Annotated in this window: 14 protein-coding genes; 3 read left to right on the top strand and 11 right to left on the bottom strand. The window is 70.6% G+C overall.

The window, feature by feature from the left end:
• Positions 1–39: 39 nt before the first annotated feature.
• Positions 40–858, bottom strand: coding sequence for a glycoside hydrolase family protein (locus ABD793_RS07620; RefSeq protein ID WP_344856794.1), 819 nt, complete (start codon positions 856–858; stop codon positions 40–42).
• A 209-nt stretch (positions 859–1,067) separates the two neighbouring features.
• Between ABD793_RS07620 and ABD793_RS07615 the strand changes: the two genes are divergently transcribed.
• Complete coding sequence (locus ABD793_RS07615) at positions 1,068–1,451, top strand: cysteine/serine endopeptidase inhibitor (protein WP_344856792.1); 384 nt, start codon at positions 1,068–1,070, stop codon at positions 1,449–1,451.
• Between the two features lie 9 nt (positions 1,452–1,460).
• Here ABD793_RS07615 and ABD793_RS07610 read toward each other — a convergent pair whose 3' ends face one another.
• Together ABD793_RS07610 and ABD793_RS07605 are read right to left on the bottom strand one after the other, a co-directional pair.
• The gene (locus tag ABD793_RS07610) at positions 1,461–2,726 is read right to left on the bottom strand and encodes a helix-turn-helix transcriptional regulator (protein ID WP_344856789.1); all 1,266 of its coding nucleotides are present in this window, start codon (positions 2,724–2,726) and stop codon (positions 1,461–1,463) included.
• 382 nt (positions 2,727–3,108) lie between these two features.
• The gene (locus ABD793_RS07605; RefSeq protein ID WP_344856787.1) at positions 3,109–4,314 is read right to left on the bottom strand and encodes a helix-turn-helix transcriptional regulator; all 1,206 of its coding nucleotides are present in this window, start codon (positions 4,312–4,314) and stop codon (positions 3,109–3,111) included.
• Between the two features lie 232 nt (positions 4,315–4,546).
• Here ABD793_RS07605 and ABD793_RS07600 point away from each other — a divergent pair, with 232 nt between their 5' ends.
• The gene (locus ABD793_RS07600) at positions 4,547–5,320 is read left to right on the top strand and encodes a thaumatin family protein (protein ID WP_344856784.1); all 774 of its coding nucleotides are present in this window, start codon (positions 4,547–4,549) and stop codon (positions 5,318–5,320) included.
• 37 nt (positions 5,321–5,357) lie between these two features.
• Positions 5,358–6,197, top strand: coding sequence for a hypothetical protein (locus ABD793_RS07595; protein ID WP_344856782.1), 840 nt, complete (start codon positions 5,358–5,360; stop codon positions 6,195–6,197).
• Positions 6,198–6,262: 65 nt separating this feature from the next.
• Here ABD793_RS07595 and ABD793_RS07590 read toward each other — a convergent pair whose 3' ends face one another.
• The 8 genes from ABD793_RS07590 to ABD793_RS07555 form a co-directional block, all read right to left on the bottom strand.
• The gene (locus tag ABD793_RS07590; protein WP_344856780.1) at positions 6,263–8,041 is read right to left on the bottom strand and encodes a glycoside hydrolase family 76 protein; all 1,779 of its coding nucleotides are present in this window, start codon (positions 8,039–8,041) and stop codon (positions 6,263–6,265) included.
• A gap of 317 nt (positions 8,042–8,358) precedes the next feature.
• Positions 8,359–8,550 (bottom strand): Z-ring associated ZapG family protein, encoded by a 192-nt coding sequence (locus ABD793_RS07585; RefSeq protein ID WP_344856778.1) that lies wholly within the window; start codon positions 8,548–8,550, stop codon positions 8,359–8,361.
• Between the two features lie 4 nt (positions 8,551–8,554).
• Positions 8,555–8,746, bottom strand: a complete 192-nt coding sequence (locus ABD793_RS07580; RefSeq protein ID WP_344856776.1) for a hypothetical protein — start codon at positions 8,744–8,746, stop codon at positions 8,555–8,557.
• A gap of 98 nt (positions 8,747–8,844) precedes the next feature.
• The gene (locus ABD793_RS07575; RefSeq protein ID WP_344856774.1) at positions 8,845–9,303 is read right to left on the bottom strand and encodes a hypothetical protein; all 459 of its coding nucleotides are present in this window, start codon (positions 9,301–9,303) and stop codon (positions 8,845–8,847) included.
• Complete coding sequence (locus ABD793_RS07570; protein ID WP_344856772.1) at positions 9,303–9,602, bottom strand: YbaB/EbfC family nucleoid-associated protein; 300 nt, start codon at positions 9,600–9,602, stop codon at positions 9,303–9,305. Before ABD793_RS07570 ends, ABD793_RS07575 begins: the two co-directional genes overlap by 1 nt.
• Complete coding sequence (locus ABD793_RS07565; RefSeq protein WP_344856770.1) at positions 9,599–10,711, bottom strand: CHAP domain-containing protein; 1,113 nt, start codon at positions 10,709–10,711, stop codon at positions 9,599–9,601. Before ABD793_RS07565 ends, ABD793_RS07570 begins: the two co-directional genes overlap by 4 nt.
• Positions 10,712–10,726: 15 nt before the next feature.
• The gene (locus ABD793_RS07560) at positions 10,727–11,530 is read right to left on the bottom strand and encodes a transglycosylase SLT domain-containing protein (RefSeq protein WP_344856767.1); all 804 of its coding nucleotides are present in this window, start codon (positions 11,528–11,530) and stop codon (positions 10,727–10,729) included.
• A gap of 29 nt (positions 11,531–11,559) precedes the next feature.
• Positions 11,560–12,387 (bottom strand): ESX secretion-associated protein EspG, encoded by an 828-nt coding sequence (locus ABD793_RS07555; RefSeq protein ID WP_344856765.1) that lies wholly within the window; start codon positions 12,385–12,387, stop codon positions 11,560–11,562.
• Positions 12,388–12,393: the final 6 nt, after the last annotated feature.

Raw genomic sequence — 12,393 nt, 5'->3', positions numbered from 1 at the left:
TCGTCCCCGGAGCCCCCCGGAACGTGCCCCGGCCGCTTTTCAGCCTGCTGCCTTGTATTCGTTCCCGCTCGCGTTCGGCTGCGCGCCGTCGTAGAGACCGGTGGGCGCGGTTCCGGTGGACAGGGTGAACCAGGCGTAGCGTTCGACGAACGGGAGATCCTGCAGCATGGCGGTCGAGTTGCGCACGAAGTCGGTCTGTTCCTCCGGGCTCGGGTAGCGCGGGGTGCCCGAGGAGAAGTCGGTCAGCGCGTACTCGGTGAGCCAGATCGGCTTCCCGTACCGGTCGTGGACCGCCTGCAGGTACCCGCGGAGCTGGTCGACCGCGGCCGGGGAGAAGTCCCCGCCATACCAGTGCAGCGGGATGAAATCGACGCGGTAGCCGCGCTCCTGCGCGCCGCTCATGAACGCGTCGAGCCAGCCGCCCGGCTGGTCACCCCCGCCTGCCACGGCCGGTGCGGAGAGCCGCATACCGGTCCCCTCCAGCCTCGGCCAGGCCTCCAGCGCCTGGTCCACCGACATTTCCGCCTGTCCGGCCAGATCCGGCTCGTTGAACGCCAACAGCGTGCTGCCCAGCGATTTCGCACTGTCGAGCTGTTCGTCGGTGACCGAGTCCGGGCCCCAGATCATCGGCACGAACTCGGCGCCGTCCGGCTTGTCGACGCCCTGCAGATCACTGGCCCAGTCGTAGTACCAGCCCACCCCGGAGTCCCGGAGCGCGTCGGCCACCCCGTCGACGTTCGTCAGGCTGACGCCCTTCTTCGCACCGTCCTGTTCGGTGCCGGAGGCGGTTGCGGGGAACAAGGTCACTGCCGCCAGTACCGTCGACACGGCCAGCGCCAGCGGACGAACAAACCTCATGGCTGTCTCCCTTTCTCCGGTCCTGCCCGGACGACAGTAACGACGCCGGGGGCATATCTGCGGTTTCCCTTCGGCCGGACCGCAACGCCGGGCACCCCGGTTGCGGGAGTCCCACAGCTGCGACCCCGCACCGTTGCGCCCGGCCGGGCGAAGCCCGGACGCTGAGCCGGATTCCGTTGCACAGTCCCCTCCGAAAGGCGGTACCCGTTATGAACAAGTTGCTGAAAGCCGTCGGCGCCGCAGCCGCACTGACGGTCGTCTTCGCCGGGACCGCCGGTGCGAGCCCCGCCACCAGCGGGAGCGCCAGCTACTACACCGACCCCGGCTACGGCGCATGCGGAACCCAGATCGACCCGAACGCCGAAATGCTGGTCGCGGCCCCGGCCGCGCTCTGGACCTCGCCGAACCCGAACGAGGACCCGCTGTGCTCGAAGTCGATCAAGGTCACCTTCGAGGGCAAGACGATCACCGTGCCCATCAAGGACAAATGCCCGACCTGTGAGCCCACCAAGATCGACCTCAGCCTTCCTGCGTTCCAGCAGCTGTCCGACACCGCACCCGGGATCATCCAGGTGGACTGGGAAATCCAGTAGCCGTCCCGGTCACGGCAGCGGGGCCGGCAGCGCGGCCAGCTCCCGTCTGCCGGCGACCCCGAGTTTGCGGTAGACGCTCGAGAGGTGGAACTCCACCGTGCGCACGGTGAGGAACTGCTGCTCGGCGATGCGGCGATTGCTCATCCCCGACCGCGCGAGCTCCGCGATCTTGCGTTGCTGCGCGGTGAGCCGGTCGCCGGCCTGGCGGCGGAGCCGGTCCAGCGCCGACTCCGCCCGCCCGGCCCAGCCGGCGTAACCCGCCTTGGCGGCGAGGTCCCGCACACCGGCGAGCACGATGCGGCTCTGCGGATACTCCTGCTCGGCGTTGAGGAAGTGCGCCAGGTCGTATCTCGCGCGGAGCAGTTCCTCGACCGCCGGGCCACCGGCGAGCGTGTCCGCGGCCTCGCGGGCATCGCCGGAGGTCCGGCCCAGCACCACGGCATGCGCGTGCGCCGCCACGCCGAGCGTCCGCGGATCCGGCCAGCGGCGGGCGAGTCTCAGTTCGCGTTCGGCGAGCACCGAAGCCAGCCGGTGGCGGCCGGAGGCGTTCGCGCACAACGCCGCACGAGACCGCCACGGCAGCACCGCCGGGTTGCGCACCCCGCATTCGGTGAGCAGCCGTCCGCATTCGAGGAACGCCGTCCTCGCCACCTCGTACCGTTCCGCGGCCAGTTCGAGTTCCCCCAGCGCGGCCAGCAGTGCCGGCTTGTCGTCGCTGCCGGAATAGGACTCGCAGCACAGGTGGTCGAGCATGCGCCGGTAGGCGGCGTCGAGCTCGCCCCGGCTGACGTGCGCCGTGATCGACCAGGCCACCAGCAGATCCCGCAGCCGCGGCTCCGGATCACGTTCGAGCGCGTCGGCGAGCATTTCGATCGCGGTGGCCGGATCGCCGTGCAGCCAGGCCAACCTGCCGCGCAGGGCCAGCGCGAACTCCGCGGGCGCACCCGGGGTGCCGGTGCGGCGCCCGCAGAGCATCCGGTCGCAGCATTCCTCGGCGAGTCCGGTCTCCCCGGCGTGCACCAGCGCCATGGCGGCATACCAGAAGGACAAAACGTCCTGCCTGCCCGGTGAACGCAACACGAAGACCGCCTCGCGGATCACCAGATCCCGGTTCTCCCCGCTGTTGGCCATCGCGATCGCCCGCAGCGCGTGGTCGCGTTCGGGCGGCTCCGCGGCAGCGGCTCGCGCGGCCGCGGCGCCGCCGGGCACATAAGGCAGCCCGAAGGCCGGACAGGCGCCCGCGGCCGTTGGCTTTTCCACCTCCGTGACCGACAAGAGATGCTCCTCTGCCTCGCTGGCGGCAAGTTTTCACCGTCACATCGCCGGTTATGGTGCGCCTTCACCGGCGGACCGGTGTAGCAGGAGGAAGACGGGCAGCAGCGCCGGCGAATTGCCGTTCGTCCGGACGGAGTAACCAGGACGACACCGGGCGACCCGCCCGAACCGCCATGAACAGCTCGTTTCGCACCCACGACCCTCGCGCACCGACGATGGATGTCACTCGTTGGTGTGAAGATCGAAGCCGGGGTACGCGGGGGCACGAAAATTGCACGGCCGTCGGTTGTTTTTTCGCAGCCGACGAGCGTTACCGGGTATCCGGCGGACTATCTCCCCGCCGAAAAGAAATCGCATCGAAGCAGATTATTCCCGTTGCCGGTCATTCGGCCGGTGCAGGTTCCGGCTCGAGCAGGTGGAAACGGAGTTCGTCGCGGCCTCGCACACCCAGCTTGCGGTAGACCTGCGAAAGGTGGAACTCGACCGTGCGCACCGCGAGGAACTGCTTCGCCGCGATGTCCTGGTTGCGGTAGTTGGCCAGTGCGAGAAACGCGACCTTCAGCTCGATCGGGGTCAGCGCCGGGCCCGGCCGCGGATCGAGCCCGCGCAGAGCCTCCTCCGCCCGCGCCGCGCGGTGCCGGTTCCCGACGCCGCGGAACCCCGCGGCGGCCTTGGTGAACTGGACGCGGGCGAATGCCTCGTGGCCGATCCGCAGCAGCCGGCAGCCGAGTTCGTAACGCGTCTCGCCTGCCTCGATCGCCGCCTCGGCGACTTCCAGCAGCTCCGCGGCCTCGCCGAGCAGCTCGATCTCGTGCCCGTCACCGGCCAGCACCGCCACTGCGGCCAGCGCCTCCCCCACGACCTTGGGCTCACCCCAGGCGAGCGCATCCTCGTGGTCCTTGCGCGCCAGCTCGGCGGCCAGTTCCGCGTCCCCGCACGCGCGGGCGCAGCACGCCGCACGCCGTCGCCACCGGGAGATCGCGGGGTTGACCACCCCGTCCGCGGTGAACTGGCGGCCTGCGGTCAGGTGCTCGGCCAGTGCGACGCGGAAGTCCCCGGCCACCATCGCGACCAGTCCACGGGCGGAGCGCAGCTCCGGTGGCATCGGTACCTCGCCGTACGCGACGAGCACGGCATACGCCGCGGCCGGCTGACCCCGGCTGACCAGCAGTTCCACCGTTTCGGCCACGATCACCGGCCGCAGCGCCGGATCGGCGCGATCCCCGAGGCGGGCGTAGAGCTCCCACGCGGTGTCCAGGTCGCCGCGCCACCAGGCGGTGCGGGCACGGATGAGCGCGCCCCGGTCGCGCAGCTCGCCTGCCGGGTCGTCGTGGTGACCGAGCCGGGCCGCCACGCGGTCGGCCGTGGCGAGCTCACCGGCGAGCACCAGGCAGGTCAGCGCGTCGAGGACGCAGTCGGGGCCACGGGCGCAGCCGGGATCGGCGAGTGCCAGTTCGGCCTGGTGGACGGCGGCCGCCGGTTCCCGCCCGGCCCTGGCGAGCGCGATCGCCCGCTGCGCCGGGCACGAGCCGGGCAGCTGCTGCGCGGCCGGACCGGAATTCCCGGTCCGGGAAGGACGAGACGACACGGCGAATGCACTCCAGGGTGAGGACGACGGCGAGTGCCCGAATCCGGTGTGCCGCTCCACACCGCTTGTGAGAATAGAGGCCACAGCGGATTCGTCAATACTCGTGCCGGTGCCTGACCGGTTGTCTGTCTTGCCGGAGTTCGGCGCACCTGTGCGGCTTGACCGTAAAGACGGGACCGGCAGGCCGCAGTGACACTTTTTGCGTACCGGTTCCGACGAGGGAGGAACAGTGATGCGCAAAGCCCTGTTTTCGGTTTTGGCGGCGGTTGCGGCCGCCGCGATGATGGCAGGCGGCGGAGCCTCGGCCGCGACCCCCGCGCCCGCGCCCGCGCCCGCGACGACCGAGGACGGCCCCACCGTCACCTTCGTCAACCAGAGCGGCGAGACGCTCTGGATCGGCAGCGGCGTCAACGCCGACGGTTCGGAGAACCCCGGCGGGCTGCCTGCCATCGAAGACGGCCAGCAGGCCACGGTCACCGTGCCGATGTCCGGTGGGCACTGGCGGGGCAAGTTCTTCGGCCGCCAGGGCTGCGCCGGCGACGACGGCAGCTCGTTCCACTGCGCGATCGGCGACTGCGGCCCCTCGGCAGGCTCGTGTACCACCGGCGAGCAGCCGACGAGCCTTGCCGAGTTCAACTTCGACCCGGCGGACCAACTGGCCCCGTGGTACAACGTCAGCTACGTGAACGGCGTGTCCACGCCCATCACGATCGACGCCGCGGGCAGCGGTGCGCACTCACCGCGTGCCGACTGCGAATCGGTCGGCTGCTCCGAGCCACTGCTGCAGTACTGCCCTCCGGAGAACCTGACCACGGACGACAGCGGCAAACCGGTGCTGTGCACCAACCCGAGCCGCGACGAGAAAACCCCTTACAGTGACGCGATTTCCAGCCATTGCCCGCTGGCGTACGCATGGTCCAAACAGGACACCGAAGGAGGTAATCAGGTTGTCCGGCAATGCGCCGGGTGCAGCGGTTTCACCGTGACCTTCCACCACCCGGTCTGACCGGGCCGGGTGCCAGGACAAGGAGAGGCGGACACTCGTGATCAGGAGAAAACGCGCGATGGCCTTCGGGGCCGCCGCGATACTGGCCGGCGCGCTGGCCGCGACCGCACCGGTGACGACGACGGCGGCCGCCGCGCCCGGACCGGTCGCACACTCGACCGTGTGCGACGGTGACGGCACCAGCGGCAAACGCGTCCAGCCGCTCTACGTGCACAGCACGGACCAGCCGGACCGGCACGACGAGCTGGTGGACCAGTTCCGCGGCTTCGCCGACCAGATCGACGACGACTTCGTCGAAGCGGCGCAGCGGCTCGGCGGCGGGGTCCGGCACGTCCGGTTCACCACCGACGGCGACTGCCACATCACGCTCGACGACGTGGCGATCGATCCGGCCGCAATGGACACCGTGGACACGATCACCGACGCGATCAAGGCGCAGGGTTACGACCACCAGGACCGCAAGTACCTGGTCTGGTACGACAAGGACGGCTGCGGACTTGCCTTCGGCAACGGCGGCGACGACCGCCCCGGTGCGGACAACCCGTACAACGCGGGCCCGCACTACGCGACGATCGGCACCGGCTGCTGGTCGTGGCAGGCCAGCGGGCACGAGCTGCTGCACACCCTCGGCGCGGTCCAGTCGAGTGCCCCGAACGCCACCAGCAACGGGCACTGCTGGGACGACGAGGACATCATGTGCTACGACGACGGGGGCATCCCGGACCCGCCGGGCGGGCTCGTGAAGGCCTGCGAAGGCGCGCCGGAGAACCAGATCGACTGCAACGGCGACGACTACTTCAACACCAATCCACCGGAGGACAACTACCTCGCCACCCACTGGAACGTCGCCAACAGCGACTACCTGATCCGGCAGTGACCCGGCCCCGCTGACCGGCTTCCGCGCCGGACCGTCCATTCCGGATGGTCCGGCGCGGTCGTGTCTCAGCCCGCCGCGTGCAGCGCCTCCACGCCGGAGGCCTGGGTCCGCCAGTCGGTCACGTTCGGCGCGGTGCCGGTCCAGCGTTCGCCGATCCGGTTGAGCGGATCGCGATCCTGCTGCCAGATCGCCACACCCTGCTGCCGCGCGAAGTCCCGGTAGGCCTGCTCGCCGGTAGCGTCCGCCAGATCGCCGAGGTAGCGGGCGAACACCCCCTTGAACTGCTTCTGGTTGTCGTCACAGGAACCGGTGCCGAGGTCACAGGATTCGACGAGGACCCCGCCTTCGGTGAGCCCGGTCATCGCCGCATCCGCGAGCCGGCGCGCGGTGTCCAGATAGGACTGTTCGCCGGTCGCCCGCCACAGCTCCACGAAGCCGCCGACGGCGAGGCCCTGGTTGTAGGTCCACACGGTCTGGCCGTTGTTCGCACAGTCCGCGGTGAGGCCGTCGTTCACCAGTCCGGACGCGTTGATCAGTCCGCTGCCCAGGTACCAGTCGCCGGCGGTACGGGCCCGACGGCCCCATTCGGTGTCCCCGGGGATCCGCACGTGCAGGGCCGCGGCGAGGCGCAGGTACAGCCCGCTCGTGACCGCGTTCTTGTAGGTGCGCTCGCTGTCCCACCACACGCCGCCACCGCAGGTGCCCGGATCCCAGAAGCCCTGCACGTAGTCGGCGATCGTGGTGGCCTCGGTGAGGTAACGGCTGTCGTGCGTGCGGTCGTACACGGCTGTCCAGGCCAGTCCCCACCACGCGGTGTCGTCGACCGCCCGGCTGATGAAGTCACCCTCGATCGGATCGGAACTCCGTTCCCCGGCAGGAAAAGCCGCGCGGTTGACGTCGAACACCCTGGCCAGGGTGGACTCGAACCCGGGCCCGGCGTTCGCCAGGGCGGTCACCGCCACCGCGGAGTTCCACCAGCTGGAAGGCCACCAGGCGCGGTACGGGTCGTACGACCACATCAGCGCATCCACCGCGCCGCCGGCCATGGTCGGAGCCGGCCGCGCCCAGGCGGTGCAGCTGCCGTCGTCGTGGGTGGCCTCCCGGCCACAGGCGCGGACCGCGCCGCCGTACAGCCGGCCGCGCGGATCCCTGGTCGCGAAGGCCGCGGTCTGCGTCGCGCTCGCACCGTCGGGTACCCCCGTCCGCCCGAGCGACGCACCGTCCGGCCGGCTCGCACCGCCGTCCCACGACCGGTCCAGCCAGACCTCGTCTCCTGCGCCGCCGGAACCGAGGCCGGCCCAGGCCAGGCCACGATCGTCGAAGTGCAGTGAGACGGCGCGGCCGTGGATCGCGGTGGCGGGCACCGGTTGGGTGTCCCCGGCGCCGGGTGCGGAACCGTCGCAGGCCGCGTCGCAGGCCGCCGGGTAGATCCAGGCGGTGCATGCGACGCCCTGTGCGTCCCCGCACGCCCGGAGCAGGCCACGGCGGTGCGTCACCGGGTCGGTCAGGTTGTACATCAGGGTGCGGGTGCCGGTCCCCGCGTCCGGCACGGCCGCTTTGCCGAGCAGGCCGTCCCAGCTGCCGCCGCCGTCCCAGGAACGGTCGAGCCACACGGAATCACCCGGTTGGCCGTCGTCTACGCTCGCCCAGGCCATACCGTCCGGGTCGGCGGCGTGCAACCGCACCACGCGCCCGTTCACCGTCAGATCCGGTACCGGGAACGTCTCCTGCGCGGCGTGCGAGGGATCGAGCTGATCACAGGAGACCACGCAGACCGGCTCCGGAGCCGCACGCGGCACGGTCAGTGAAACGAGGGCAAGCACCACCACGAGCAATGTCCGCATAGACATTCCCCTCACCGGGAAGTGGAATGCCTTCCAGAATAAGAAGCCAGGCGGGGACGGTGAAGAGCCATCCGGGGTTCTGTCCCGTTCCGGACAACACCCGCCCGGCCGTCCACCACCGGCCGCCGGCCCCCCGTCGAACCCGGCTGCCCAACCCCGTCGCCCACCGCCGGTCGAACCCGGCCGCCGGTCGAACCCGGCCGCCGGTCCCCGGCCGAACCCCGCCGGCCGAATCCCGGTGCCGCCCCCTCGGCCGGATCCGGCGGCGGTCACCGCGGCCGGCCGCGGTGACCGCTCCGGGATGGCCGGATACCGGGCTAGGAGCGCGTGCCCTGCTTGCGGCCCACCGAGCGGCCGATGAAGAAGCCCAGGAGCAGCCCCACGATCAGTCCGACCGCGATGAAGAAGATGACCGTCGCGGCGGCGATCTTGCCGACGGTGCCGAGGAATCCCTTCGCCTCCAGGTCGGCCGCCAGCGCCACCGATTGGGTGAGTGCGTAGTGTGTCATGGCCTCAGGGTGACACCGGCGGATCGGGTGTGCACGACGTGCGCCGCCCACGGGTGAGGACCGCCCCGTCCACATCGGACGAGCCGCCGCCGGAGAACGCCCGGCGGCCGAGCAGCCGCACCCCACCGGAGCCGCGATCACCGCCGGGCACCGGGTTTTCGACCAGCACGTCGCCATCCACGCTCGCATCAGCCACCACGGCGCCGAACAGCCGGTACTTCCCCGGAGCCGCGGCCGAGGCCGGGCGGTCGGCACCGGTTCGGCACCCGGTGCGCAGTCCGGCGGTCCGGCGGGTCAGTCCTGCACCGGTTTGAGGACGAAACCCTCCTCCTCGTCGTCCGAGGACGCGGGGCGACGGGGTGCCGGGCGGGGTGCCGGCGAGGGCGACGGGGCCGCGTCGGCGGACGGCGGTTGTGTGGCGGGTTCGTCCTCCAGTTCCAGCGCATCCCCGATCGCGGCGGTCACCGCAGGCGTGCAGCCGGCCTTGACGGCGCGCATTCCCTGCTGCAGGGCGCGCGTTCCGGCTTCCGCGCTCAGCCGGGAGATTTCCGCGGCCAGTGCGTCCGGGCCCCGTTCCAATGCCGCTTCGCCGACGTCCAGTGCCACGAGCATGCCGTGCACGTCGACCGTCACGGACAGGTCCTTGCTGCGTGCCGTTGCCCTGATCTCGGACAGTCCGGCGGACAGGCCGAGGCTTTCCGGGATCTCGTCGGCGAGTTCGATCAGGTCGTCGACCCCGCGTTCGTCGTCCATCACGCCCTCCAGGTGTCCGGGGTGGTGTCCTCGGCCCGTTCCGCGAGGGCCTCCTCCCGGCCGAGGCCGAGCCGGGTCAGCTCGTCGTCGCCGAGGACGCCGAGTTCGGCGGTCACCGCCTGCCGGGCCCGTTCGTTCGCCTCCGAGGCGGCCTCACGGACCGCCTGCAGGATCCTGCCCGCCAGCGCGGGACCGCCGCCGCGCAGCGCTTCCGCGGTGAGTTCGAGCCCGCGCAGCGCACCGCCCGGCGCGACCTCGACGGCAACTCCGCCGCGGCGGGCGGTCCCGGTGATGCTCACTTCGGGTGCACCCCTCCGTAGAACCGGTGCAGGTCGCGCGGCAGCGTGTAGGTGTTGCGCTCGACCTGGTCGCTCGCGTTGCCCTCGATCGTGGTGATCTTGTTGCCGTCGACCTTCTCGATGATCCCGATGTGCTCGCTGCTGCCGTACGACGGGCCGCTGCCGAACAGGATCGTGTCGCCGGGGCGCGCGTGGTGCGCGATCGCGCCCCGGTCGTAGGCGAGGTGGTGGCGCTGGCCCCATTTGTAGACGTCGCCGGTGAACCCGTACTTCGGGATGTCCACGCCGGACTTGCGCCACATCGACGTCGCGAAGTACGAGCACCACGGCTGGCCGGTCGGCCCCCACTTGTTCCGGTTGTTCGGGCCCTCGTGGTAGCCGAGGTTGGACCGTGCGTGGTCGAGGATCTTGTCGACCTTCTTGCTGTGACTCGGCGTCGTCTTGCCGTGGTGCTGCTCGTGTTTTTTGTGGTTTTCGTGTTTCTTGTGCTTTTCGTGCTCTTTGTGGTGCCCGGGTTTGGCCGGCTTGTGGTGCGTGGAACCGGAGTCCGCGACGCCGTCGTGGGCGAGGTCCTTCTGCAGCTCCTTCAGCTTGCGCGAGGCCTCCTCCATTTCCGCGCGCGCGTTCTTCAGGTGCCCGGAGGACTCCTTGAGGTACTTGCCGGCCAGATCGGCCACGTCGCCGATCGCGAGCAGCAGTGCGGCCGGGCTGCCACTGCGCGCCAGCAGGTACCCGGCGTCGATCAGCTTGCGGGCCTTCGCGATGAACTCGTCGATGAGCTTGCCGGTCGCCTGGTGCCGCCCGGCGAGCGCGTCGGTGACCTCACCGACCACTCGCGCACCCTTGCGGCTCGCCTCCGCGGTCACGGCCAGGTCCTTGCCGAACTTCTCCGAATCCTTCTCGAACCCCGGCGCGGCCTTGCTCTGCCAGGCGTTCAGCAGCGAGTGCGCGGCCTTGCGCTGCGCGTCGTGCTGCTCGGTGATCGCGTGCGCGGCCTGCTGCAGCGCGTGCTGCGCGGCCTGCGAATCGGCGGCCTTGCCCTGCAGCTTGCCGTGGTGGGTCTTCATCTCGTCCGCGAACAGCGTCGCGACTCCTGCGGTGTCCAGCACGGGATTTCCCCCTCGTCAGCCCAGAATGCCCTGGATGTCCTGTTTGCTCAGTGTGGCCGCCGCGTCCTGGTCCATACCGGCGTAGTCCTTGCGCGCCCGGAAGACCGCGGCGCCGAGCGTGCGCGCGTTCGCCCCGGTCGCACGCACCTGGTTCTCCAGCGAACGGCTGAAATCCCCCAGTGCGTCGGAGAAACCGGTCTCCTCGCCGACCTTGCCGAAGCTGTCCTTGGCGATCCCGCCGACCCGGTGCACGGTCTTCTTCCCCGCCGAGATCAGCTCTTCGGCGATGTGCTGGGTCTTCTTCTCGTAGGAGACGAACTGTTCCAGCTCGGCACGGAAGCCGCCGCCACCCTTGCCGTGCCCGTTCTTGCCGTGGTGCTGGGCTTTCTTGTGGTGCTCGGCCTTCTTGTGCTGGGCGGGCTTGTGGTGCTGGGCCTTGCCGTGGTGGCGGGCGACGTCCGCGGCGGCCTTGCGCGCGGCCCCGAGGTGACTCTTGTACGCGCCGTTGGTGTAGGTCGACCACGGCTGGAAGCTCTTGCCGTGGCCCGAAATGTCCCATGCGGCCTTGGCGTTCTCGTCCGGTTTGAACAGCTCGTTGTTCGAGTGCAGGTGGTACTGGTGCCTGCGGTCGGGACCGAGCGCGCCGAGCATGTTGACCTGCCACAGCCCGTAGGAGTTGTCCGGCGGCGTTCCGTTGTGCGCATGGGCGTTGCCGCCCGATTCCGCCAGCGCGACCGCCACCGCGGTGCTCAGCGCGTGCCCGCGGAAACCCGCTTTGTACGCGTGCTGCGCTATTTCCTCCGCCGACAACTTGCTCATGTGCCCGCCCCCTTCAAGGCGCTCCACTGCTACCTCGGCTCAGACGTGTCCCCCGGGGTCCTCGGTTCCCGGTTTCCCCGTGCGGATCTCACCGAGTCGAGGAGCTCGGCGATCCGGTCGTGCAGCCACTCGTCGTCCGCGGGCGTGATCGTGACCCAGGAGGTGCCCGCGTTCTCCCTCGTCACCGCGCCGTACCGGCCGGCCCCGGTGTCGTACCAGGCCACCGACGGGGACCGGCCGCCGGGACCGTTCGCGGCCAGCTGCCCGTAGCCGGTCCGCGGGGTGGTGACGAGCGTGGAGAGCGCACGCAGGTCACCGCCGGTGAGGCCGGCGACGGCGAGCACCCGTTCGAATGCGTCGTGCCCCCGCTCGGCGAACGCGGTCATCGCCTCGGTGAACGTCTCCCGCGGCAGCCGCACCGCACGGCCGGGCCCCGGTCCGGCCGTGCCGACGATCCCCGCGGCCAGCCGCGGCACCTCGTCCGGCAGGCACGGCCGCAGCGCCAGTTCACCGGCGTCGAGGACCGCGAGCACGCCGAGCCGCCTGCCTGCCGCGACCAGCGCACGCAGCGGCGGATCACGAAACACCAGCAGGTCCACCGAAAACACCGGTTCGGCCAGCAGCGCGAACAGCTCGGCCAGCCGCGGATGCGGTTCGTCCTGCTCGTCGAGCAGGCCGGACTCGGCGAGGCTCTCCGCCACGCGCACACCCAGTTCGTCGCGCTCGTCCATCGTGGCGCCGTGCGAGGGCACCTCGAGCGGATACGGGCTGGGCCCCAGGTCGAGGTCCTCCCACAGCAGGTCGAATTCCAGGTGGGACAGCACCACGCCGTCCGCACCGGTCAGTTGCCGCGCCACTCGCCG

Origin of the sequence: Amycolatopsis ultiminotia (genome assembly GCF_039536925.1) — a bacterium.
Classification (GTDB): Bacteria; Actinomycetota; Actinomycetes; order Mycobacteriales; family Pseudonocardiaceae; genus Amycolatopsis; species Amycolatopsis ultiminotia.
This window is presented reverse-complemented; position numbering and strand designations above follow the sequence as displayed.

Excerpts from the sequence above, each read along its gene's own strand:
- ABD793_RS07620 (WP_344856794.1), bottom strand. The coding sequence starts at position 858 with ATGAGGTTTGTTCGTCCGCTGGCGCTGGCCGTGTCGACGGTACTGGCG.
- ABD793_RS07615 (WP_344856792.1), top strand. The coding sequence starts at position 1,068 with ATGAACAAGTTGCTGAAAGCCGTCGGCGCCGCAGCCGCACTGACGGTC.
- ABD793_RS07600 (WP_344856784.1), top strand. The coding sequence starts at position 4,547 with ATGCGCAAAGCCCTGTTTTCGGTTTTGGCGGCGGTTGCGGCCGCCGCG.
- ABD793_RS07590 (WP_344856780.1), bottom strand. The coding sequence starts at position 8,041 with ATGCGGACATTGCTCGTGGTGGTGCTTGCCCTCGTTTCACTGACCGTG.
- ABD793_RS07585 (WP_344856778.1), bottom strand. The coding sequence starts at position 8,550 with ATGACACACTACGCACTCACCCAATCGGTGGCGCTGGCGGCCGACCTG.
- ABD793_RS07575 (WP_344856774.1), bottom strand. The coding sequence starts at position 9,303 with ATGGACGACGAACGCGGGGTCGACGACCTGATCGAACTCGCCGACGAG.
- ABD793_RS07560 (WP_344856767.1), bottom strand. The coding sequence starts at position 11,530 with ATGAGCAAGTTGTCGGCGGAGGAAATAGCGCAGCACGCGTACAAAGCG.